The sequence below is a fragment of the Anaerolinea thermophila UNI-1 genome (assembly GCF_000199675.1).
GTDB lineage: Bacteria > Chloroflexota > Anaerolineae > Anaerolineales > Anaerolineaceae > Anaerolinea > Anaerolinea thermophila.
On record NC_014960.1, the window covers coordinates 628441 to 651375 of the forward strand.

The 22935-nt window shown below is 56.7% G+C and carries 26 protein-coding genes and 1 other annotated feature; of the genes, 10 read left to right on the forward strand and 16 right to left on the reverse strand.

Translation table 11 applies throughout. The features are described 5' to 3' along the window. Positions 1 to 114 precede the first annotated feature (114 nt). The 6 genes from ANT_RS02885 (at position 115) to ANT_RS17670 (ending at position 5445) form a co-directional block, all read left to right on the forward strand. Positions 115 to 1719 carry an acyl-CoA carboxylase subunit beta gene (locus ANT_RS02885; protein WP_013559009.1) on the forward strand — a complete coding sequence of 535 codons (1605 nt, stop codon included), beginning with the start codon at positions 115 to 117 and terminating at the stop codon, positions 1717 to 1719. A gap of 24 nt (positions 1720 to 1743) precedes the next feature. Beyond that, entirely contained in the window at positions 1744 to 2091 is a 348-nt protein-coding gene (locus tag ANT_RS02890) for an OadG family transporter subunit (protein ID WP_013559010.1), read from the forward strand. A gap of 9 nt (positions 2092 to 2100) precedes the next feature. After that, the gene (locus ANT_RS02895; protein ID WP_013559011.1) at positions 2101 to 2553 is read left to right on the forward strand and encodes a biotin/lipoyl-containing protein; all 453 of its coding nucleotides are present in this window, start codon (positions 2101 to 2103) and stop codon (positions 2551 to 2553) included. Positions 2554 to 2562: 9 nt separating this feature from the next. After that, positions 2563 to 3687, forward strand: a complete 1125-nt coding sequence (locus ANT_RS02900) for a sodium ion-translocating decarboxylase subunit beta (RefSeq protein WP_013559012.1) — start codon at positions 2563 to 2565, stop codon at positions 3685 to 3687. 75 nt (positions 3688 to 3762) lie between these two features. Then, the gene (locus ANT_RS02905) at positions 3763 to 4644 is read left to right on the forward strand and encodes a cyclase family protein (RefSeq protein WP_013559013.1); all 882 of its coding nucleotides are present in this window, start codon (positions 3763 to 3765) and stop codon (positions 4642 to 4644) included. Between the two features lie 402 nt (positions 4645 to 5046). Further along, positions 5047 to 5445 (forward strand): hypothetical protein, encoded by a 399-nt coding sequence (locus tag ANT_RS17670; protein ID WP_013559014.1) that lies wholly within the window; start codon positions 5047 to 5049, stop codon positions 5443 to 5445. 78 nt (positions 5446 to 5523) lie between these two features. On the opposite strand, the gene ANT_RS02915 is transcribed toward ANT_RS17670, so the two are convergent. Then, entirely contained in the window at positions 5524 to 6453 is a 930-nt protein-coding gene (locus tag ANT_RS02915) for an oxamate carbamoyltransferase subunit AllH family protein (RefSeq protein ID WP_013559015.1), read from the reverse strand. 152 nt (positions 6454 to 6605) lie between these two features. Between ANT_RS02915 and ANT_RS02920 the strand changes: the two genes are divergently transcribed. Both ANT_RS02920 and ANT_RS02925 read left to right on the forward strand, forming a co-directional pair. Beyond that, positions 6606 to 7235 carry a response regulator gene (locus ANT_RS02920; RefSeq protein WP_013559016.1) on the forward strand — a complete coding sequence of 210 codons (630 nt, stop codon included), beginning with the start codon at positions 6606 to 6608 and terminating at the stop codon, positions 7233 to 7235. Between the two features lie 77 nt (positions 7236 to 7312). Next, positions 7313 to 8110, forward strand: coding sequence for an inositol monophosphatase family protein (locus ANT_RS02925; RefSeq protein ID WP_013559017.1), 798 nt, complete (start codon positions 7313 to 7315; stop codon positions 8108 to 8110). On the opposite strand, the gene trpA is transcribed toward ANT_RS02925, so the two are convergent. The 15 genes from trpA to mbhE form a co-directional block, all read right to left on the reverse strand. Beyond that, positions 8064 to 8891 carry a tryptophan synthase subunit alpha gene (trpA, locus tag ANT_RS02930; protein WP_013559018.1) on the reverse strand — a complete coding sequence of 276 codons (828 nt, stop codon included), beginning with the start codon at positions 8889 to 8891 and terminating at the stop codon, positions 8064 to 8066. The genes ANT_RS02925 and trpA overlap by 47 nt on opposite strands. After that, positions 8888 to 10108, reverse strand: a complete 1221-nt coding sequence (gene trpB, locus ANT_RS02935; RefSeq protein WP_013559019.1) for a tryptophan synthase subunit beta — start codon at positions 10106 to 10108, stop codon at positions 8888 to 8890. Before trpB ends, trpA begins: the two co-directional genes overlap by 4 nt. Before the next feature lie 22 nt (positions 10109 to 10130). Further along, positions 10131 to 10778: a phosphoribosylanthranilate isomerase gene (locus tag ANT_RS02940; RefSeq protein WP_013559020.1), complete on the reverse strand. Its 648-nt coding sequence runs from the start codon at positions 10776 to 10778 to the stop codon at positions 10131 to 10133. Beyond that, positions 10775 to 11569: an indole-3-glycerol phosphate synthase TrpC gene (trpC, locus tag ANT_RS02945; protein WP_013559021.1), complete on the reverse strand. Its 795-nt coding sequence runs from the start codon at positions 11567 to 11569 to the stop codon at positions 10775 to 10777. The genes ANT_RS02940 and trpC overlap by 4 nt, the downstream gene beginning before the upstream one ends. After that, positions 11566 to 12582, reverse strand: a complete 1017-nt coding sequence (trpD, locus tag ANT_RS02950; protein ID WP_013559022.1) for an anthranilate phosphoribosyltransferase — start codon at positions 12580 to 12582, stop codon at positions 11566 to 11568. Before trpD ends, trpC begins: the two co-directional genes overlap by 4 nt. An 18-nt stretch (positions 12583 to 12600) precedes the next feature. Continuing rightward, positions 12601 to 13185, reverse strand: coding sequence for an anthranilate synthase component II (locus ANT_RS02955; protein WP_013559023.1), 585 nt, complete (start codon positions 13183 to 13185; stop codon positions 12601 to 12603). Then, positions 13166 to 14677 (reverse strand): anthranilate synthase component I, encoded by a 1512-nt coding sequence (trpE, locus tag ANT_RS02960; protein ID WP_013559024.1) that lies wholly within the window; start codon positions 14675 to 14677, stop codon positions 13166 to 13168. The genes ANT_RS02955 and trpE overlap by 20 nt, the downstream gene beginning before the upstream one ends. A 43-nt stretch (positions 14678 to 14720) precedes the next feature. Then, positions 14721 to 15032 (reverse strand) — a binding site (T-box leader). Positions 15033 to 15101: 69 nt separating this feature from the next. Continuing rightward, positions 15102 to 15965, reverse strand: a complete 864-nt coding sequence (locus tag ANT_RS02965) for a hypothetical protein (RefSeq protein ID WP_013559025.1) — start codon at positions 15963 to 15965, stop codon at positions 15102 to 15104. A 46-nt stretch (positions 15966 to 16011) separates the two neighbouring features. Then, entirely contained in the window at positions 16012 to 16428 is a 417-nt protein-coding gene (mnhG, locus tag ANT_RS02970; protein ID WP_013559026.1) for a monovalent cation/H(+) antiporter subunit G, read from the reverse strand. 11 nt (positions 16429 to 16439) lie between these two features. Further along, positions 16440 to 16703: an MrpF/PhaF family protein gene (locus ANT_RS02975; RefSeq protein WP_013559027.1), complete on the reverse strand. Its 264-nt coding sequence runs from the start codon at positions 16701 to 16703 to the stop codon at positions 16440 to 16442. After that, positions 16700 to 17173 carry a Na+/H+ antiporter subunit E gene (locus tag ANT_RS02980; RefSeq protein WP_013559028.1) on the reverse strand — a complete coding sequence of 158 codons (474 nt, stop codon included), beginning with the start codon at positions 17171 to 17173 and terminating at the stop codon, positions 16700 to 16702. Before ANT_RS02980 ends, ANT_RS02975 begins: the two co-directional genes overlap by 4 nt. Next, complete coding sequence (locus tag ANT_RS02985) at positions 17170 to 18651, reverse strand: Na+/H+ antiporter subunit D (RefSeq protein ID WP_013559029.1); 1482 nt, start codon at positions 18649 to 18651, stop codon at positions 17170 to 17172. The genes ANT_RS02980 and ANT_RS02985 overlap by 4 nt, the downstream gene beginning before the upstream one ends. Continuing rightward, positions 18648 to 19025, reverse strand: coding sequence for an NADH-quinone oxidoreductase subunit K (locus ANT_RS02990; RefSeq protein ID WP_013559030.1), 378 nt, complete (start codon positions 19023 to 19025; stop codon positions 18648 to 18650). Before ANT_RS02990 ends, ANT_RS02985 begins: the two co-directional genes overlap by 4 nt. Then, the gene (locus ANT_RS02995; protein WP_013559031.1) at positions 19022 to 19441 is read right to left on the reverse strand and encodes a Na+/H+ antiporter subunit B; all 420 of its coding nucleotides are present in this window, start codon (positions 19439 to 19441) and stop codon (positions 19022 to 19024) included. Before ANT_RS02995 ends, ANT_RS02990 begins: the two co-directional genes overlap by 4 nt. Next, positions 19438 to 21765: a hydrogen gas-evolving membrane-bound hydrogenase subunit E gene (mbhE, locus tag ANT_RS03000; protein ID WP_013559032.1), complete on the reverse strand. Its 2328-nt coding sequence runs from the start codon at positions 21763 to 21765 to the stop codon at positions 19438 to 19440. The genes ANT_RS02995 and mbhE overlap by 4 nt, the downstream gene beginning before the upstream one ends. A 157-nt stretch (positions 21766 to 21922) precedes the next feature. Between mbhE and ANT_RS03005 the strand changes: the two genes are divergently transcribed. Both ANT_RS03005 and ANT_RS03010 read left to right on the forward strand, forming a co-directional pair. After that, positions 21923 to 22378 (forward strand): Fur family transcriptional regulator, encoded by a 456-nt coding sequence (locus ANT_RS03005; RefSeq protein ID WP_013559033.1) that lies wholly within the window; start codon positions 21923 to 21925, stop codon positions 22376 to 22378. Between the two features lie 100 nt (positions 22379 to 22478). Beyond that, positions 22479 to 22904 carry a ferritin-like domain-containing protein gene (locus tag ANT_RS03010; protein ID WP_041454559.1) on the forward strand — a complete coding sequence of 142 codons (426 nt, stop codon included), beginning with the start codon at positions 22479 to 22481 and terminating at the stop codon, positions 22902 to 22904. Positions 22905 to 22935: the final 31 nt, after the last annotated feature.

Below are 22935 nucleotides of genomic sequence, written 5' to 3' on the forward strand. Positions count from 1 at the left end.
GATGTGACAATTGGCAAAGTTTTCAGCATGAACGTCTCTTGAATTGTCAGACATCCTTTTGTACACTGTAATTGGATCTTGCATCTGATTTCACCAAAATGATGGAGAGGAGCAATGACAGAATCCAACGTGAATGCTCAACCGACGAGTGGAGAAGCGGAACAGCGCGATGAGCGCCAGCACCTGTATAAAAAATTACAGGAATACCGCGAAAAGTTGTTGGAAGCCGGTGGCAAAGACCGCATTGAAGCCCAGCACGCCAAAGGCAAATTAACGGCGCGCGAGCGCATCGAAAAATTGCTGGATGAAGGCACCTTCCAGGAAATTGATGCCTTCATGGTACACCGCCACAGCGATTTTGGCATGGACAAATCGCGCTTCCTGGGCGATGGCGTGGTAGCCGGCTTCGGCAAGATTGACGGCAGACGAGTATGTGTTTTCTCGCAGGATTTCACCGTGTTGGGTGGGTCGTTCGGCGAGGTTGCCGGTCAGAAAGTCTGCAAGATTCTGGACATGGCAATGGATGCCGGTGTGCCGGTGATTGGTTTGAACGACAGCGGCGGTGCGCGTATTCAGGAAGGCGTTCACAGCCTTTCGGCTTACGGCGAAGTTTTCTACCGCAACACTCTTGCCAGCGGGGTCATCCCCCAAATCAGCGTCATGCTGGGGCCCTGCGCGGGTGGCGCAGTGTATTCTCCGGCGCTGATGGACTTCATCATCATGACCAAAGGCATCAGCAACATGTTCATCACCGGACCGGAAGTCATCAAGACCGTGACGGCGGAAGTGGTGGATGCCGAAACGCTGGGCGGCGCTATGGCACACTCGACCATCAGCGGTGTGGCGCATTTTGCCACCGAGAATGAGGAAGAGTCCTTTGCCACGGTGCGGCGCCTGCTCTCTTACCTGCCTCTGAACAACTCTGAGCCCGCCCCGGCGATTGAACCCTATGATGACCCCAACCGCATGGATGAGGGGTTGAATGCCATCGTTCCGGCAAACCCCAACGAGCCATATGATATGAAGCAAATCATCGAGAAGGTCTTCGACCTGGGGTCGTTCTTTGAAGTGCACGCCAATTTTGCCCCCAATGCCATTGTGGGCTTTGCCCGCCTGCATGGGCAATCGGTGGGTGTGGTTGCCCAGCAACCGATGATGATGGCGGGCGCCATTGACATCAACGCCGCCGATAAAATTGCCCGCTTCGTGCGCTTCTGCGATGCCTTCAACATTCCGTTGATTACCTTCTCCGACTCGCCCGGCTTCATGCCCGGTGTGGCGCAGGAACATGGCGGTATCATCCGGCATGGTGCCAAGATTGTGTACGCCTACTCTGAGGCAACCGTTCCTAAATTGACGGTGGTTACCCGCAAGGGCTACGGCGGTGCGTACATCGTGATGGGGAGCAAGCACATTCACGCCGACCTGGTCTTTGCTTGGCCTATGGCAGAAATTGCCGTGATGGGTGCTGAAGGCGCGGTGAACATTCTTTACCGCAAAGAGATCAGCAATCACCCCGATCCGGCGGCGGAGCGCGCCCGCCTGGTGGCGGAATTCCGCGAGAAGTTTGCCAACCCCTACCGTGCGGCGGCTTCCGGGTACGTGGATGATGTGATTATGCCTTCCGAAACCCGCCCGCGCCTGATCGCCGCGTTGGAACTTCTGCGCGATAAACAGGTCAGCCAGCCCAGCAAGAAGCACGGCTCGATTCCTTTGTAAATCGGCGTATCAGGGAGGTGTTCTTTGAACGGTGACTTTTTGCAAGGCTTGACCGTCAGCGTGCTGGGGATTCTGATTACGTTTATTGCGCTGGGGGTTTTCATCCTCATCATGATTGTCCTTCAACGGCTTTTCCCTTACCGTGAGGAAGAGGAAGAGCAAGCGGAGGTGGCGCAAATCGAAACCAGTCAGCCCGCTGAGGAAACTGCTATGTCGCAGGAGGGAGAAATTGTCGCCGCGATTGCTGCTGCGGTGGCGTATCTGCGCCTGCGCGCCAATCCCCAACTGGGAAATGCTTTCCAGGAAGGGCGCGGTCGCTGGTGGTTCTCCCGCCGTCTGGAAGCCATTGAAGGAAAAACGAGAAAACGCTAGGAGAAAGGCATGAAGAAAATCAAGGTCATCGTGAACGAAAAACCTTACGAAGTGGAAGTGGGCGATATGAGCATTTCCCCCTTCACCGTGGTGGTGAATGGGCAATCCTATCAGGTCACGCTGGAGGGTGAACAGGTTCAGGAAGTTCGGCCGGTAGCGAGTGCTCCGGCGGCTCCTGCACCCCGTCCGGTTGCGCCGGCACCCGTCCCAGCCCCCGCGCCCAAGCCCGCCGCGGCTCCCGCCGCCAGTGGCGACGTGCTCACCGCGCCCATGCCCGGCGTGATTCTGGATATTGCCGTCAAACCCGGGGATAAGGTGACCGTGGGGCAACAGTTGTGCGCCCTGGAAGCCATGAAGATGAAAAATGCCATCCGCTCGCCGCGCGAAGGCACCATTGCCAGCGTGGAAGTGCAGGATGGCCAGCGGGTTAATTACGGCGAAGTCCTGTTCCGCTTCTCGTAAAGAGGTCGTATGGATCTTTCCAATCTCAGCATCCTCTTGCAGGCATTTCGGGAACTGGGCTGGCAAAATATTGTCATGCTTGGCGTGGGAGGCTTTCTGATCTTCCTTGCTGTCAAGTATGAATTTGAGCCGAATTTGCTTTTGCCCATTGGTTTTGGTGCCATACTGGGGAACCTGCCGCTCACCGGGGTGACCGAACAGGGTGGTTTCCTGAAAATCATCTACGATTTTGGCATCAGCACCGAATTGTTCCCGTTGTTTATCTTTATCGCCATTGGCGCGATGACGGATTTCGGTCCTCTGCTGGAAAACCCGCGCATGGCATTGCTGGGCGCCGCCGGTCAATTGGGAATTTTCACCACCCTTTTGCTGGCTCTTGCCATTGGTTTCCCGCTGAAAGAAGCCGCATCCATCGGCATTATCGGAGCGATTGACGGTCCTACCGCCATTTACGTCTCCAGCAAACTGGCGCCGCACCTCTTGCCCGCCATTACCGTTACAGCGTACAGTTACATGTCGCTGGTGCCCATCATCCAGCCGCCGGTGATGCGCCTGCTGACCACCAAAGCCGAACGCCGTGTGCGCATGCCCTATACCATTAAGCCGGTTTCGCGGGTGGTGCGGGTGCTCTTCCCCATCGTGGTGACCATTCTGGTTTCGTTGATTGCTCCCAAAGCCTCTCCGCTCATTTCCTCGCTGATGTTCGGCAACCTGATTCGGGAATCCGGTGTGGTAGAACGACTGAGCAAGGGCGCGCAGAATGAACTGGCGAATCTGGTCACCCTCTTCCTGGGCTTGGTGATTGGCTCGACCATGGAAGGCAAGGCGTTCATTCAGCCGCAGACGCTGGCTATTCTGGGGTTGGGTTTGCTGGCATTCGTCCTCGACACTGTGGGCGGTGTGCTCTTCGGCAAGTTGATGTATGTGCTCTCCGGCAAGAAATTCAACCCCTGCATCGGCGCGGCGGGTATCAGTGCCTTCCCCATGTCGGCGCGCATCGTTCAGCGTTTTGTCTCTGAGGAGGATTTCCAGAACTTTGTGCTCATGCACGCTATGGGCGCCAATGCTGCCGGTCAGTTGGGGAGTGTGGTGGCTGGCGGTGTGGTGCTGGCTGTGCTGGCGGGTGTGTTATAAAGTCATGGGCGCCTCTGTGAAATTATTTCGGAGGCGCCAATTCTTCACTTCAAATTCTGTTTGAGGAGGAACGCGATGAAACTGATTGATTTGACCATCCCATTGGGAATCGGAACCCCTGCCTGGCCCACCTATGAGCCTTTGCAGGTCAAATACTTCAAGCGCCTTGCCCCCAACGGCGCCAATGGCCAGTTACTGACCCACTCTAACCATTTGGGCACGCACCTGGACGGGGAGATTCACTTCTACACCCCCGGCAAGGATATGGCATCCCTCACCATGGACTATCTGGTGCACGAAGCCGCCATTGTGGACCTCAGCGATGTGTGTGGTGATTACGATGTGTACACCAGCAAGATGATTGAAGAGCGCGTGGAGGTCAAGGAAGGCGATATCCTTGTCATCCACACGGGTTATCATCACTTCGGGTGGGATATGCCCACCGCCGATGAGGTGCGCTACATGGTCAAGCACCCCGGTCCCGACCGCGAGTTTGCTGAGTGGGCAAAGAAGAAGAAACTGCGCTGGATTGCGGTGGACTGCGGCAGTGCCGATCATCCGATGAATACCATCATTCGCACCTGGATGCCCCGCCAGGCAAAGGAAGCCGAGTACGTCTTCAAGAAGAAGTACGGCATGTCGCTGGAAGAGTTCTTCTCCGATGACAAGTATCAACTGATGCACATCGAGATGTTCCCGCATGAGATTATCCATGCCGAGTGCTTCGGCGGCGAAATTGACCTTCTGCTCAACCAGCGCGTGACTGTGGGCTTCTTCCCGTGGCGCTTTGTGGACGGTGAAGCCTCGATTGGGCGCGCGGTGGCTTTCGTGGATGATGCCAAGTACGAAGAACTGATGAAGAAGCGCGAAAGCATGCCCAAGACCCGCTTCGGCGACGCCTACGATCCCACGCATGTGGAGCGCCTGAACGCCATTTCGCGCGCCAACCTGTCGTAAGGGGAATCCCTCTGTTTTCTCGTGGGGAGACAGCGGTGTAACCAAGTTTCTTCTTATTCATACCTAAAAGGAGTTTCGTATGAAGTTCGATCTGCCAACCAAAGCCTCTCAAGAAGTCCTCGAAATCGATGCCCGAGAAGTAGAAGCCGTCCTTCAGGGACCTTCGATGAAATTGAAGCCCTGGCCCGGTGCCATGGTGCCGTTGAAAGATGGGCGCATCCTCTACATCCGCGAAGCGCGGCTGGATGAAGTGCCCCTGATGCTTTCTTACCTCAAGCGCTTCCTCGATGTGGATCATGACTTCTATGACATTGTGGGCGCGCGTGTGTACTCGGAGGTGTTGGGCTGGTACCGCAAGCGCCTCAAGGACCCCTACACCCTGGTGGGTTTGATTGATGGGTTGTGGGCTGGCTTCGCCAATGGGCGTCTGATGAACGAGGACATCAACATCAGTCTGCACACCATGGCGCTGGTTCGCGGTGGGCGCATCGGCGCCGCCATGTACTACGCCACTACTATGGCTTCGAAATCCTTGGCAACAAGGAATGGTGGGCGACCTACGAGTCCTACAACGGCTGGATGCGCTGGGGCTTGGGCATGGCGCAACCCTCTTACCCCTGGCCCGAGTATCAGCACGAGTTGGGCGGCGCTCGCGTGTACTACATCACCAAGAAGTACTGGGATCAACTGGTCAAGGATTACATCCGCCAGATGGTTGGCGCCGACCTCGACTTCAACGTGCCCGATGAGGTGCGCAAAGCCAACGAGGTCATGCGTGTTCCGGATGACATCCTGGTCTAGGCAGAGCCGTACACATTGACGAAAAAAGAGGGCGCAACTTCAACTGCGCCCTCTTTTTACTTAACAAATATACCTGGTTTAGATAAGATAGTTTGCCACTTTCAGCGCCCGCAATGCCAGCGCCATGCCGGTCAGCGCATCTACGCCGGAAGAACTGCCGTATTCCTGCAGGGTAGCCAGCACTGCGGACTCGCTCAGAGAACCGGTCAGGAAGCCGTCCACTGCCTGGATAAGACGCTCATCAGCGCTTCCTTCGCAGGCGCAGGCGATGAGATTGGCGCTCAGCGCGGTGGTCTTCTCAAAGGCAATCTCCATTATCTGCCGATGCAGGGCTTCAAGGGTTTCGTGGAGCGAGTCCATTCCCGGCATGCGGCTTAAGAGCAACATCAATCCAACAATCAGGTCATCCCCTGAGGGAGTCAACCCTCTGCCACTGCCCATCAAGCCAGTCAGGGCGGGCATGCTGACTTCCAGCGGTTGGGTAAACAGATTCTTGAGGATGAGAATGCTGGCAATGCTGGGTTGAAGGATGGCAGGAATGGTGGGTGGATGGGGGTCGTCCATGATGAACGCCAGAAGAGGCACAAACCCCACCCCGCGGTGCACATACAGGGCGCTTTCGCTCAGCCGCTGGATGCTCGCCCATAATTCCTCGCCCGAGCGGATGCGCGCCGGGGGCACAGGCGGAAGCCAGAGATTCTCGTCGCTCAGGCTAATGTGCGTATTCAGGGTGGGCAGGCTGATTTCGTCGGCTTCCAGATGCACTTCCTGCCCGATATACACCGGCAGGGGTTCGGCGGGGCGCGGGCTCAGGTTGAGGGTTAGAGGACCCCGATAAGATTCATAGGAAAGAAAGAAGACTCGTTGAGGGGGAACCAGCACAAAGACCCCTTTAGAGGTCGAGCCGGTGACACGACCGGTAGTCGGAAAACTCAGCCCTTTCAAAGCCGCGTATCCAATGGATTGACAGCGATACATGCGCACATAAGCAGAGGGGGAATGTTCCATACAGTGTTAATCATAACACATCCGCCAGATTTCTCAGTTCAAAAATTCTGCTTGAAAACAGGGGGAGGCGTGGAACGGGTTGATAAGGTTTGCATTATTGTAAAGTTTCTTGTCCTTGCAGATTAACTTCGGAAAGACTAAAATCGAAGTGTATGAGTGTACCGCTTGGACCCATTCTGGTTGTGGAAGATGTTCCCCATGTGCGGGAATTGCTCGAGGTGACCCTGCGCTTTAAGGGGTACCCGGTTGTCTCTGCCTGTGATGGCTTGGAGGCGCTGGAGTTCATTGCCAGAGAGCGACCCGCGCTCATCGTCGCCGATATCCTCATGCCGCGTATGGATGGGTTTGCCATGGCACATGAGATTCGCAAGAATCCACAAACGCGCTCTATTCCCATCATCTTCGTCTCGGCGACTTACGTCACCCCCGAAGACAAGAAATTCGCCCTCAGTTTTGGTGGGGTGCGTTTTATCGAAAAGCCCATCGATACGGAAGATTTTCTGCTCACCGTGGCAGAAGTGTTAACTTCCGACTCGCCCAACGTGCCCGCGCCGATGAACGAACGCGATTTCTATCAGGGCTATCGTGAGCGTCTGGAACAGAAACTGCGCCACAAAAATACCCAGATTTCCCGCACCGAGCGTTTGCTGGCAACTTTGCCTGATGAGCAAAAGCCTGCCTTCGAAACGCTCCTCAAGCAAGCCCTTGCCGATCGGGATGAGATTCAGCGAGAACTGGATCAACTGTATAAGATTCTGGATGAGATGAAAGGGTTGAGTTAACACCTCCTGCGGAGTTTCTCTTTCGAGTCCCCTGCGCAAGCAGGGGACTCTGTGTTGAAGGGTGTATAATCATAGCCATGTTGCCTGAACTGGAAGATCTCAAACAATTTGCCCGCGAGGCGGGTGCTGTTTTACTGGAAGGCTTTGGACGCAAAATGGCAGTGGAGTACAAAGCCCGCATCAATCCCGTCACCGAGTACGACAGACGCTCGGAAGACCTGCTCATTCGCCTGATTCGTTCGCGTTTCCCGCACCATGCCATTCTGGGCGAGGAAAATGGGCATCAGGATGGACAGAAAGAGCACCTGTGGATTATTGATCCGCTGGACGGTACCACCAATTTTGCTCACGGCATGCCCATCTTTGCCGTTTCCATTGCCTATGCTTACAAAGGACAGGTGCAGTTGGGCGTGGTGTACGACCCGAATCAGGACGACCTCTTCTGTGCCGAACGGGGACAGGGTGCCTGGCTGGGCGACCGCCGTTTGCAGGTGGAAGGCGCTGGGGATTTGCTCCACAGTCTGCTCATTACCGGCTTTGCTTACGAGAACTGGGTCATCGAGACCAATTTGCAGTTCTTTGCCCACTTTCACCGCCGTTGCGAGGGGGTGCGCCGTTTGGGCGCGGCGGCGCTGGATTTGTGCTACGTTGCCGCCAACCGCGCCGATGGCTACTGGGAAGTCTCGGTCAATCCCTGGGATTTGGCGGCGGGCGGGCTGGTCGCAGAAGAAGCCGGCGCGCGGGTGACCCGTATGGACGGCGCTCCCGATTATCTCCGCCCGCCCTGCAATGTGCTGTGCGCCAATCCTGTCCTGCACGAGATCATGCTCAAAGAGATTCAAAGCGTGGCAGTTCCTCTTTACCCAGCGCGGTAAACATTTGCTGGATAAATTCAACGGCGGCTTGGACTGGGTTTGCCGCCTCTCCAGTCCGCGCAATCAGTGCCGAGCCAATGATGACCCCATCGGCAATCTGGCTGACGCGCCGGGCTTGCTGAGGTGTGCTGATGCCAAATCCCACCGCCAGAGGCACCCGCGCTACGGCGCGCGTGCGGGCAACGAATGCCTCCAGTTCGGGGGGAAGGGATTCTCTTGCCCCGGTGACGCCAGTCAGCGAGATCAGGTAGAGAAACCCCCGCGTGGTTTCGGCAATCTGGCGCGCTCTTTCCGGTGGTGTAGCAGGGGAAACCAGTGAGATCAACGCCAGTTCATAAGCGTCACACAGGGCGCGGAAGTCGGCGCTTTCCTCCGGCGGGAAATCGGGCAGGATGATGCCATCAGCGCCGGTCTGGCGGGCATCTCGCACAAAGCGCTCCATGCCATATGCCATCACCGGATTGAGATACCCCATCAGCACCACAGGCGTTTCTACACCTTGCTGGCGCAGTTCCCGTACCAGTGCCAGACAGTGGCGGGTGTTCATTCGCTGCGACAGCGCCATCTGGGTGGCGTGTTGAATAGTGGGACCATCTGCCAGCGGGTCCGAGAAGGGCATGCCCACCTCCAGAAGATCTGCTCCACTTTGCGCCAGCCCCTTCAGTACTTCCAGCGAAGTGGCGTAGTCCGGGTATCCTGCCGGGTAGTACAGAATCAGTGCTGCCCGCTGTTGGTTGCGGGCTTTTTCAAAGATCTGCGCAATTCTTTTGATCCCGCTCATGCCCCCCTGCCTTTCAGGGCTTTGAGAACCGTTTCCAGGTCCTTGTCCCCGCGCCCGGAGAGATTCACCAGCAGGATGCTTTCACGGGGCAGGCTGGGGGCGCGGCGTATAGCTTCTGCCAGCGCATGGGATGACTCCAGGGCGGGCAAAATGCCCTCAGTACGGGCAAGGGTTTGGAAGGCTTGCAGGGCTTCTGCGTCGGTCACGCTGGTGTACTCTGCCCGTCCTATCTCCCGCAGATAGGCATGTTCAGGACCCACCGCGGGGTAGTCCAGCCCGGCGGAGATGGAATGGGTGGGCAGTACCTGCCCATCTTCATCCTGAAGCAGGTAGGTGAAGGTACCATGCAGGACGCCTGGCTTTCCACGTGCAGGGTCGGCAAAGCGCGCGGCGTGCTTTCCGCTGGCAATACCCTCGCCCCCGGCTTCCACGCCTATCAGGGCTACCTCTTCATCGTCCACAAAGGCGCTGAACAATCCAATCGCGTTGGAGCCACCCCCTACGCAGGCGATACAGGCGTCCGGCAGGCGTCCTTCGGCTTCCAGAATTTGCGCGTGGGCTTCCCGCCCGATTACGGCTTGAAAGTCGCGCACAATGGTGGGGTAGGGATGCGGTCCCAGTGCCGAACCCAGCAGGTAGTGCGTGGTGCGCACGTTGGTCACCCAATCGCGGATGGCTTCGTTGACGGCATCTTTCAGCGTGCGGGTGCCGCTTTCCACAGCACGTACCTCTGCACCCAGCAGTTTCATGCGTTGCACATTGGGCTGTTGTCGGGCGATGTCTACACTGCCCATATAAACCACGCATTCCATGTCGAGCAGAGCGGCAACCGTGGCGGTAGCTACACCGTGCTGACCGGCGCCTGTCTCGGCGACCAGGCGGGTTTTGCCCATGCGTTTTGCCAGCAGGGCTTGCCCCAGGGCGTTGTTGATTTTGTGCGCGCCGGTGTGCGTCAGGTCTTCGCGTTTCAGGTAAATGCGTGCTCCGCCCAGTTCTTCGGTCAGGCGTTTGGCAAAGGTGAGCGGGGTGGGGCGTCCCACGTAGGTTTTCAGTAGATGCGTATAGATTTCGTGAAACTCAGCATCGTTCCGGGTCTGGCGGTAGGTTTCTTCCAGTTCCTGCACAGCAGGCATGAGCACCTCGGGGATGTATTGTCCGCCAAAAATGCCAAAGCGCCCGTCTTTTTGTTGTGTGGGAATTAGTGAAAGGGTTTCCATGGTGAATTCTCCAGTGAGGGATTTATGAATGAATCAGGGCATGTTCGCAGGCTCGCACTGCGCGGATGAAGGCGCGTATCCGTTCGGGGTCTTTCTTGCCGGGTGCCGATTCTACCCCGGAAGACACATCCACCCCCCAGGGGCGCACGCGCAACACACGCTCGGCGACGTTTTCCGGCGTCAAACCGCCTGCCAGCAGGATGGGCATGCGCATTGCCAGCGGGCGGGCTATTTCCAGATTTGCCGATAAGCCTGTCCCGCCGTAGGCGCCTGGCTGATGGGCATCCAGTAAATACGCAGGCGCAGGGTGGTGAGGGGGGTAGATGTGTAGATTTTCGTCCAGTTCATCGGGCGTGGCAGGGCGCAGGGCTTTGAAGGCTTTGCCTGCAAGTTGTTCCAGGTGTGCGGGAGGTTCATCTCCGGAGAGTTGCGCCAGTGCCAACCCACAGGTGCGCAAAATGTCCTGCACTTTTTCCACAGCGTGGTTAACGAACACTCCCACGCACTGCACCGGATACCCTTTGAGGGTTTCGACGATACGCGCACACCCTTCCGGGTGAATAAAGCGCGGACTGCGTTCATAGAACACAAAGCCCAGAAAATTCGCTCCGGCTTCGGCGGCGATGAGGGCGTCTTCTTTTGTGGTCAGCCCGCAAATTTTGATATTCATTCTACCACTCCAATCAATTCTTTCATTTTCTCCCCCGGGTTTGCCGCAGTGACCAGTGCCTCGCCGACCAGCAGGGCGTCAAAGCCTGCATCGGCAAAACGGTGAGCATCTTCCGGGGTGTGAATACCGCTCTCAGCGACCTTAATCATGGGAGAAGGGATGAGCGGGAGAAGTCTCAGGGCGGTATACGGATCTACCTCGAACGTCCGCAGGTTGCGGTTGTTGATGCCGATGATTTCAGGCTGACAGGTCAGCACCTGTTCCAGTTCGGCTTCGTTGTGGACTTCAACCAACGCACTCATTCCCAGTTCAGCGGCGTAAGCCATCAGATGGCGCAGAGATGCCGGCGACAGGCAGGCGGCAATCAGCAGGACTGCCGAAGCGCCCGCGGCGCGGGCTTCCAGAATCTGTATGGGGTGGAGGATGAAGTCCTTCCTCAGCAAAGGCGGGTGATGAGGCAGTGCAGCAATGGCGCGCAAGTCTTCCAGACTGCCGGAGAAGAAGCGCGCATCGGTCAGTACGCTGATGGCGGCGGCGCCGTTTTGCTGGTAACAGTGCGCCAGTTCTATCGGATTGGCAATGGGTGCCATTTGCCCGCGGGAAGGCGAAGCCCGTTTAATTTCGGCAATCAACCGCACCGGGGCGCCTGGAGGACGGCGGAGTGCCTCTCGAAAGTCCGGTGGTGGCAGGGTTTCCTGGATGTCCCGCTCCAGTTGTTCCGGGGATACGGTCTGCAGGCGTTCCTCGATCTCCCGCTGTTTGTGTGCCAGAATGGTTTCCAGGCGATTCATACGGCTACCTGTTGAGAATAAGTCACCAGGGCTTCGAGTTTTTGCAGCGCGGCCCCGCTGGAAAGTGAGTGTTCGGCTTCTGCCAGTGCGCGGGTCAGGTCACCGCATTCGGCGGCAATGGCGGCAGCGCTGTTCAACAGGACGACATCACGGCGGGGACTGTCATCGCGGTTTTCCAGAATAGCGCGCAAAATGCTGGCGTTTTCGGCGGGTTCACCGCCGCGCAGGTCTTCGGGCGTTGCCTGCCGCAAGCCCAGGTCGCGGGCATCCAGTTCTTCGTTTTCCACCCTGCCGTCATGCAATCGGCTGATGCGGTTGGGACCGCTGGTGGAAAGTTCATCCAGCCCGCCATGACCGTGGACAACAAAGGCACCCTGCACGCCCAGTTCGCCCAGCACTTCCGCCAGCATGGAGGTCAGTTTGCCATCGTATACACCGATGAGTTGATGGGTAGCACCTGCCGGGTTGGTGAGCGGACCCAGCAGGTTAAACAGCGTGCGCTGACCCAGTTCGCGGCGCGGGGCTACGGCGTGCTTCATCGCCGGGTGGAAACTGGGGGCAAACAGGAAGCCAATGCCCACTTCTTCAATGCAACGGGCAACCTGCTCAGGGGTGAGGTTGATGCGCACTCCCAGCGCGTCCAGCACATCGGCGCTTCCACAGCGCGAGGAGGCCGCCCGGTTACCGTGTTTGGCAACCTTCCTGCCGGTGCCGGCAATGACGAAAGCTGCGGCGGTGGAGATATTGAAGGTGTGAGCGCCATCTCCGCCGGTACCGGCGGTGTCGATCAGAGGTGTGCTCTGCACCTTGACCCGGCTGGCATGCGCGCGCATGGCGCGGGCACTGCCGGTAATCTCTTCCACAGTCTCACCTTTCATGCGCAGAGCCACCAGATACCCGCCAATTTGTGCAGGCGTGGCTTCACCGTTCATGATGATGTTCATGGCTTCTTCGGCTTCCTGCGCCGAAAGCGATTGAAAGTTCATCACTTTTGCAATGTAGGGCTTAAGCATGGGTTCTTCTCCTTTCGTTCAAAGTGGTTGTGCGGCAGGTACACGCACATCCAGAAAATTTCTGAGCAGTTGTTTTCCGTAAGGGGTGAGAATGGATTCGGGGTGGAACTGCACCCCAAAGATGGGATACTGGCGGTGGCGCAAGCCCATCAATTCGCCTGCCGAGGTGAAGGCGGTGGCTTTCAGTTCTTGAGGTAAAGGCTCGGCGACAATCAGGGAATGGTAGCGGGTGGCTTCAAAGGGGCTGGGAATGCCGGTGAAGAGATCTTCTCCGTAATGGTAGATAGGCGAGGTCTTGCCGTGCATCAGGCGCGGCGCACGGGTGACATTGCCCCCAAAGGCGGCGGCGATGCACTGATGCCCCAGGCACACCCCCAGAAGAGGAATATGCATCCCTAACTCTCGGATGACCTCGATGGAGACCCCGGCATCCTCCGGTCCTCCTGGTCCCGGCGAGATGACGATGCGCTCCGGCTGTAGCGCGCGGATTTGCTCCAGGCTGATCTCGTTATTGCGGTACACGGCAATTTCTTCCCCCAGTTCGCCAAAAATTTGTGCCAGGTTGTAAGTGAACGAGTCGTAGTTATCCAGAATAAGCAACATGGTGTTCCTCCGGTTTTTCAGCAATCTCAATGGCTTGGGCAAGCGCGCGGGCTTTATTGAGCGTTTCCTGATATTCCCGTTCAGGCTCCGAGTCCGCCACAATCCCAGCGCCTGCCTGGACGGAAATGCGCTTTCCCTGCATCACCAGTGTGCGGATGGCAATACAGGTGTCCATACTGCCGTCGAAGGCAAAGTAGCCTACTGCTCCCGCATAGACGCCGCGAGGTGTGGGTTCAAGGTCGCGGATGATTTGCATGGCGCGTACTTTAGGGGCACCGCTCACCGTCCCGGCGGGAAATGTGGCGCGCATCAGGTCGAACGCATTCAGTTCCGGTCTCAGGGTACCTTCGACCTGAGAGACAATGTGCATGACATGAGAGTAGCGTTCGATGGTCATCTGCTCACGCACCTGCACACTGCCATAGGTGCATACCCTTCCCAGATCGTTGCGCGCCAGGTCTACCAGCATGACATGCTCGGCGCGCTCTTTGGGGTCTGCCAGCAGGTCTTTTTCCAGTTGCAGGTCTGCTTCGGGGGTGGTGCCGCGCGGACGGGTTCCCGCAATCGGGCGGATGGTTGCCGTGTTGCCACTCAGGCGCACATGCATCTCCGGCGATGCGCCGATAAGGCGCAAAGGTTCTCCGGCTGTGCTGTTGGCAAAGTCAAAGTAGAACATGTAGGGCGAGGGGTTGAGACGGCGCAGGGCGCGGTAAATCTCAAAGGGATGGGCGCTGGTAGTGCGGCTGAAGCGCTGAGAAAGCACCACCTGAAAGATTTCCCCCGCGCGAATGGCTTCCTTTGCCTGTTCGACGGCGCTCAGGAATTGCTCTCTGGACATGTTGGACTTCATCGTGGTCATTTCTGCATGTGAGGGGTAAGAGAGGGGCAGTTCCAGGGGCTTTCGCAGGCTTGCCTGCAATTCATCCAGGCGTTGTTCGGCTTCCTGTTGGGCTTCATTGCGGGGCAGGGCGGGTTCGGGATGGGCAATGAGGATGATTTTCCCAAAGGCGTGATCGAATGCCGCCAGAGTATCCACTTCCAGAAGCAGGGCATCAGGGTACTCATACTGGGCAGGCAATGTGCCGATTCCCGCTTCAAAATAGCGTACCATTTCATAACCCAGGTAGCCTACCAGCCCGCCGCTGAAGCGCGGCAAGCCGGGGAGAACAGGGCGCTTTTTGGCGGAAAAGAGCCGTTCCAGTTGTTTGAAAGGCTCACCGCTGTAATACTCTTCCCTGCCCTGCAAATCGCTGACAATCAGACGGTCACCTTCAATGCGATAGATCCGACGCGGACGCACACCGATAAACGAATAGCGGGCGACCTGCTCTCCACCGGTGACCGATTCCAGCAAAAAGGACGGAGAGCCGTTTGCCAGTTTCAGGTAGATGGAGACGGGGGTTTCCAGGTCGGCGGGCAGGGTGCGTACCAGTGGTGCAGGTACGCTTTTTGCCGATACGGGTAAAGACACGTGGGTCAGGGGTTGGGTCATTCCATTCCTCCTCTGGTTGGTTAATCAAAAAAACCTCTCCGTCCATTGGGACGAGAGAGGTTTCTCGCGGTGCCACCCAATTTAGGCTGGGGTTGGGGTTTAATCAAAATCCCCGTCGTGACGACGACGGGGAAGAAAGCCAGCCTCACTCATGGGGTACGGCGGTTCTGGATGAACCGGTTATACCCTTTGCCCAAATAACGGCGGCAACTCCGGCGCGGGATACTCGGCACTCTGCCTTTCACCCTGCGGCTCCGGGAACCATTCCCCCTCGCGGAACGGGCAGGGCTTTCACCTTTCCCCTGCTCTCTGTACCGTCGTGGCGAAGGGTACTCTTTCCCTTCACAGCCTTTATGGTGCTCAAATGTTGGTTATTTTATAGCAAGTTCACCGGTAAAAGTCAAGCCTTTTTGGGGGCATTTTTTCAGGTTTTTGGCGTTTCTGAATGCCCCCTGGTTTCAGGCGCTGTGCCTTGTCCGGGGAAGCCGTGCACCAGCAGGTCCCAGCCTTGCAGGAACAGGCTGATTTGCGCCAGCGCCAGCCAGGCGAGGATGAAAGTCATCAGTACGCGGAAGATGGATACCCAGGTGAGCAGGCGCTTTTCAAAATTCAGCAGTTTCATCTGCAGGTCTTCTACCAGGAGCAGGTATTCATCCACCACGTTTTTCATTTCCAGGACGACTTCCTCGATACCGCTCATCTGCCCGCTGATGGTTTCCAGCCCGCTTTCCATTTTGGCGTTTTCGCTACTGGCAGTTTGTACGCCCTGCTGGGCATCCTGCAGAGCGGCAGGAATATTATCCAGACTGCTGTTCACCTCGCCAATGGCAGTATGCAGGGCGACTTCCGGCGGTTTGACAAAATTGCTCAAAATGGGCACCTGGCTTAACCCGTACAGGAAGATATCCAGCGTCTGGGCGGCGGTTTGCGCGGCTTGCAGGGTGACCTGTGTGGTACGGATGGCGGCGGGCAGGGATTCGCCCAACAGGGTGTGGAAGGCTTCCAGCGCGGGGGAAAAGCCTTCTACGGTGGCGGTGACTCCATCCAGCGTTTGGTGAATGGCTGAAAGGGTTGTTTGGGCTTCCTCCAGCGAAGTGCGGGCAGTGTACAGCCCTTTGGCAGTATTGAGCAAAGCCCGTTCGGTCAAATCACCGGTGGCGATGATAGCGCTGCGGGCTTCGTCCAGAAAACGGTTGGTCAAGATGATCGCCGCGATGCTGAAAAGGACTCCCAGAATCGCCATGCCGATCAGGGTAATCCCGGTGATGCGGCTCGCCATATTGCGCATGAAGACCTCCTTTCCTGCATCCTGTCCGATGAAGAATACAAGCCGTTTAGCCTTCTTCGGTAAAGTCGTCGCCTTCAGCAGTCTCTATGCTGGGGGTGTCTTCGGCAGGATGCACCTGACTGTCCAGCGCGTGAGTAGTCAGCTGGTAATGGTTTTTCAAATCATCCCGCACCGTACCTTCCCAGAGAGGGGTGCCGTCAAAGTAGGCGGCGCGGGCAATCATATGGGCGGCAACCGGTGCAGTGAGGATCAGGAAGATAATGGTCGCCAGCGCCCGGCTGGTAATGACGAAATCCTGAAAGTGCAGGATGGTGGCAAACAACAGCGTGCCTACTCCAAGCGTTCCGGCTTTAGCCGTTGCCGACATGCGCAGGAACAAATCGGGCATGCGCAGAATGCCGATAGAGGCAAGGAAGATGAAGAAGGCTCCCAAAAATGCCAGTCCAACAATCACAATGTTCATCTCCTCTCTCCTTACACGCGCTGTTCAATGTAGTAGGCAAAGGCTACCGTGCCCAGAAACGAAATCAGCGCCAGGATGATGGCAACATCCAGAAAAGCCGGTTGGTTGGCACGCACCGAGGCAACCGCAATCACGCCGATAATCTCCGCGGTGATCAGATCCAGCGCCACCACCCGGTCAGGCAAGCGCGGACCGCGGATGAGCCGAATCACGGTGAAGATGAATGCCAGCCCAATCAATCCAATCACGAGTGTCCACATCCAATCCATGATCATTCGAACAACTCCATGATGCGTCTTTCATAATCCTGCTTAATTTTCTGGATAAATTCTTCCGGACTTTCCAACCACAGCGTGTGGACGAAGAGTAATGTTCGGTCACTGGAAACATCCAGCGAGAGCGTTCCCGGTGTGAGGGTGAGTAAATTCATCAGCAGAGAAATCTCTGCCGGGCTTTTCAGGCTGAGCGGGACGCCAACCACGGCAGGGCGGAGCCTGGGTCGGGGCGAAAGCACAGTGACCGCAACGCGGAGATTGGCGAGGAAAATTTCCCACGCCATGAAAAGGATAAATTCCACTGCTCGGGGAAAGCGTCGAAAATAGCGCGTCTGGGGACGCCGGGAGAAGGCAAGCCACAGGATGAGGTAAGCCAGGGCAAACCCTCCGATGAGGTTTTCCGGCTCAAAATTCCCCGTCAGTGCGCCCCAAGCAATGGCAAGCAAAACATTCAGCAAAAAGAGCCTCATGGAAGACCTCCCAACACCGCTTGGACATACAGCGAGGGCTGAAGAAGTTGATGGGCGGCTTGCAGGCTTAACGTCATGATGGGATTGGCAAGCAAACCTAACAGCACGCTCACGAGGACGATTCCACTCACCGCTCCCCAGAGATTGGCGGGCAAGGCGCCTTTTTCCTCCCGTTTGGCAGGTTTCCAGAAGGCTTCCTGCCAGATTTTGCTCATCGAAAACAGAGTCAACAGGCTCACCGCCAGCGAGACGGCAACAATTGCCCCTTGTTGTACTTCCAGCCCGGCGCGCACCAGTGCCAGTTTGGCAAAAAAGCCCGAGAAAGGCGGTAACCCTGCCAGCGAAAGGGCGGGGAAGGCGAACAGCAGAGCCATGGCTGGCTGAGTTTGGGCAAGGTTGCCCAGCGGTTTCAGGTTAAACGTCCCTGTCAGACGCTGTATCATCCCCGAAACCAGAAAGAGTGCGGCTTTGGCAATTACCACGTGCAGGGTGAAGAAAATCGTCCCTGCCAGTGCCAGCGGAGTGAACAACCCCAGCCCCATGATGAGATAACCAATCTGGCTGATGATGTGAAACGATAGCAAGCGGCGCAAATCCCACTGGGCGGCGGCGCCCAGCACGCCGGTGACCATAGTGAATCCCGCCAGGATGAGCAGGATAGACTGAAGGATGGTGCCGTTCATGGGGAAAATCAGCGTGAAGACGCGAAGCATGGCGTACACACCCACCTTGGTCAACAATCCCGAAAACAGCGCCGTGACGGCGATTGGCGGGGTGTGGTAGGATGCCGGCAGCCAGAAAAACAGCGGGAAGATGGCGGCTTTAATCCCAAAAGCCACCAGGAAAATTGCCGAAAGCACCAGCGGCAGGGTGGAATGCTCCACTTCGCGAATCTGCACGGCAAGGTCTGCCATGTTCAGCGTGCCGGTCATGCTGTAAGTCAAACCGGCGGCAATCAGGAAAAAGGTGGAGCCAATCAGGTTCAGCAGGACGTACTTGGTGGCGCCCTCCAATTGCGCGCGGTGACCACCCAGCGCCATCAGCACAAAGGAAGCCATCAGCATCACTTCAAACCACACGTACAGGTTGAACAAATCACCGGTAGTAAATGCGCCGAAGACTCCCATGAGCAACAGGAAAAACAGAGGGTAAAACCCGTAGCGCGCCTGGGCTTCATCTACTTCGGTGAGGCTGAAAAGGGCGATGAACCACGCCAGCACGCTGGTCATGGTGACCATCAGGGCACTCAGCAGGTCTATGGTGATGGTGATGCCGAAAGGTGCTCGCCAGGCTCCCACCTGAATCACAAGGAATTGTTCTTTTTGTACCAGAAGAAGCAGGACAATGGAGAGTGCCACAAAAGAAGTACTGCCAGCCACCCCCAGCCATCGCAACACGCGGGTGCGTTGCCAGAAAATTAGCCCCAGAATACCCCAAACCAGTGCCAGGACGATGGGTGCAATGCTCAATCCGTTCATGGTGTGGCTTCCTCCTCATCTTCCACAGGGGTATCGGTACTGCGCATGTCGTTCATATCGGCATTGCCCAGCGCGCGGTAGGTCTGTTGCATCAGAACAATAGCAAATGCCGCAACCCCAAAACTGATGACGATGGCGGTGAGGATGAGGGCTTGTGGCACAGGGTCGGCATAGGGCGGAGTGAGGGCATTATTGCCCGGGGAAATCAGCGGCGGGTGCGCTGGTACCAGCCTGCCAGCGGTGAAGATGATCAGGTTGACCGCGTTGCTGATCATCAACAATCCAATCAGCACCCGTACCAGACTGCGCCTCAGCATCATGAACAATCCGCCTCCGAACAGCACACCAGCGGTGATGGCAAGTAAGACGTTCATCGTTCCTCCTCCGCAAGGTTCAGCAGGATGTGCAGGCAGACCCCAATGACCACCAGATACACCCCGATATCGAAGATAAAGGGAGTTCCCAGTTTGCCAATCACGGGTAGAGGTTGTTTGATCCAGAGCCCCGTCATGAAGGGCATGCCCATGAACACGGCAGGAAGTCCGCTGAGTACGGCGATGGACAGCCCCAGGGCGATGAGTTTATCGGGAGACAGGGGCAAGAGCGCCCGTGCGGCATTGGGCGATTCGGCAATGGCATACAGAATGAAGGATGCCGCGGCGACCAGCCCGCCGACAAACCCGCCGCCGACTTCATTGTGTCCACGGATGAGCAGGAAAATGGAAAAGATGAGCAACAAAGGCATCAGATAAGACACGGCAACCTGTAGAAGCATGGAACGGGCTTTCATTCGGCTTCCTCCTTTTCCGGGGTGCGGATGGCTTCGCTTTTTCCGCTCAGTTTCAGCAGGGCAAATACGCCAATCCCCGCCAGTGCCAGCACGGTGATTTCGCCCAGTGTGTCAAAGCCGCGGAAATCCACCAGAATCACATTGACCACGTTTTTGCCCTGCGCCAGTTTCAAACTGTTCTCCGCATAGAAAGGTGTAACCAGCGAGTCGTGCGGGACTGCCGAAATGCTCAACACCAGCACGGTGACCAGCACACCGGCGGCAACCGAAACCAACACATCCAACACCGCCGTACGTCCCCCACGGGTGCGGGTGAATTGCGGCAGGCGGTAAATGACCAGAACAAACAGAATCACCGAAAGGGTTTCAATGGTGAATTGCACCATGGCAAGGTCAGGGGCAGAATAGAGCAGATAAATCAGGGCGATGGTGAAGCCAATCATGCCCAGCAACGCCGCCGCCGCCATCCGCGAAGACGTGCGGGTTACGGCAAAGACGCCCGTCAGGATGAGCCCGACCAGGATGATTTCGTAAAAGCGCGGCGGGGTGAAGGACGCCCAGGGGAGCGGCAGGCTCTGAATCAGAATGGCTCCTACCAGTACCATACCAAACAGGATTGTGGTCAGCAGATACCTGCGGAAATAGCCGTTTTGCAGGAAATTGGTTTGCACAGTGGCAAAGCGTTTCAATCCTGCCAGCCCGCGCTCGTATCCGCGTTCAGGGCTGATGGGACTCAGGGCTTGCAAGATGGTTTGCACGGCGTGCTGATAGCGCGTTCGGCTGAATCCCAGCACAGCGCCTATCCCTAAGGTAAGGGCGCTCAATGCCAGCATGGGTGTCCAGCCGTGCCAGAGGGAGAGTTTGACCGGCGTGCTTTTGAGCAGCGCTGCCTCTACAGCAGGTTGCACCAGGGCTTTGGAAGCCACGCTCGGAAGCAATCCAAGGGTGAGGGAAATCAGCGCAAGAATCAGCGGCGGAAGCCACAGGAAGACGTCCTCACCGTGCGCTTCGGCAGTTTTCTCGCCGGATTTTGTCCAGAAAGGCAGGAAGGCAACCCAGAGACCCACAGCCGTCAACTCTGCAAGGGCAATCAGGACAATAAGGGTATTCCCGCCGCTGGCGCTTTCCAGCGAGGCTTCGTAGATCAGTTCTTTGGAGATAAAGCCCAGTGCCGGCGGAATGCCCAGCATGGAAATCCCCGCCAGCGCCGCCGCAAGCGCAGTGAGGGGCATTTTGCCCGCCAGCGCATTCAATCGGTTGATGTCGCGGGTGTGTGTGCTGTGGTCAATTCCGCCTGCTACAAAGAAGAGCGCGCCTTTATACAGGGCATGTGCCAGAATGAGCGCCATGGCGCTTTTAATTGCCAGGGAATCCCCCAGTCCGATTAAAAACATCATGGTCCCCAGCGAAGCCACGGTGGTGTATGCCAGCAGGCGCTTCAGGTCGGTTTGTGCCAGTGCCAGCATCGCCCCAGCCAGCAGGGTTGCCAATCCAAACAGGGTGAGCAGGGTGTGCCATGCAGGTGTCCCGCCGAGCGCAGGGGTCAGGCGCGCCAGCAGGTACACCCCCGCCTTCACCATGGTAGCCGAGTGCAGGTAAGCGCTGACCGGGGTGGGCGCCGCCATGGCTCCGGGCAACCAGAAATGGAAGGGGAACTGAGCACTTTTGGTAAACGCCCCTGCCAGAATGAGCAGTAGCACCGGCAGAGACAACCTGCTTTGAACAATCCAGTTTCCTTGAGAGTTGATGACCGATAACCTGTTGGAACCGGTGATGAGCGCCAGTCCTACCAACCCGGCGAGCAACGCCAGCCCGCCCCCTGCGGTGACCAGCAGGGCTTGCAGGGCGGCTTTGCGGGCTTTTTCCTCATGATGTTCCAGTCCAATCAGCAGGAAGGAAGAAATGCTGGTGAGTTCCCAGAAAATGAAAAGCAGGAAAATGTCCTCGCTCCACACCACCCCCAGCATGGCAGTCATGAACAGAAATAGAAACCCGTAAAAGCGGTTTTCCTGAGGGTGATGATGAAGATAGCCGTGCGCATACAGCACCACCAGCGCGCCAATCCCGCTGATGAGCATGCCGAATAACCAACCCAAGCCGTCTATTCTTAAGGAAAGATTGACTCCAAGAGAAGATACCCATGGAATGGAAACTTCCACGGCAGACTGCTTTTGAATCAACTCGCTGGCGTTCCATAAAAGCGCCAGTGCCGCCAGAGGATAAGCGAGGAAGAACGGTAAACTCCATTCCCGCAAAAAGCGGCGCATCCATGGGGCGGTGAAAGTCAGCAGAAATCCTGTCAAGAGAAGCAAGGCAAATTCCATGGCGTTTTCTCCGAAGAATGGTTGTTTATATCTTACAGAAAACAAGATGTCTATGCAACTTTTTATAGAATCCAGGTAATGAAACACCTGCTGGTATTTGGATATAATACGGTATAATTCTTTACAGAAAATCTTTTTCTCGAAAGAATAAAACCGTATGAAAGACCCTGAACAGCGTTTTCAAGAATTGATGCAAAAATTGCGCAGTCGCGAGTACCGCTTAACCCCTCAACGGGTGGCGTTGATTCGTTTGCTGGCATCCAGCGAAGGACATCCAGACGCGGCTGAACTGTACCGCCGTTTGCTGGAGCAGTTTCCCACCACCAGCCTGGCTACCGTATACAAGACCCTGAATCTGCTCAAAGAGATGGGCGAAGTGCTGGAAATTGAAATTGATGGCATTGGGGGCGAAGGCAGTCGTTTTGACGGCAATGATCCTACTCCGCATCCGCATCTGATCTGTGTGCGTTGTCATCGCATTCTGGATGGGCAGGTCAGTTTGACCGAAGAGATTCTGCAAGCCGTGCAGGGGCAGTCGGGCTATCGGGTGATCAGCCATCGGCTGGATTTTTACGGTATTTGCCCCGAATGTCAGGCGCAGGGTGCCAATTGAGCAGAAATTTTAAGGTTTCTATTGGAAAATCATTATCCAAAAATAAAGATTTTCTGTTATAATAGGTGCAGTTCAATTGAGTTTGTAAATGGAGGATACCATGGATAAAGAAACCTTAATTGCTCACCTGAATGAAGACCTGGCTGGCGAACTTGGAGCCATCATTCAGTACATCACCTACGCCGCCAAAGCCAGTGGACCGTTCCGCCCGCAACTGGCGCAGTTTTTCCTTGCCGAGGTGCCCGATGAGCAACTGCACGCGCAGTTCCTTGCCAACAAAATTGTAGCCCTGGGCGGGGAACCGACCACTACCCCCCGCCCGGTACCGCCTGCGCGCAATAACCGCGAAATGCTGGAAGCCGTGCTGGAAGCCGAGCGCAAAGCCCGCGCCGATTACACCCGCCGCGCCGAAGAAGCCGAAGCCTTTGGCGACAAAGGCTTAGCCGTGCAGTTGGAGAACATGGTGCTGGACGAGAGCAATCACGCCGAAGAAACCGAGCGCATTCTGCGTGAGTGGCATCTCTAATTGGAACTTTAATTTCTATTAGCAGGGCAGG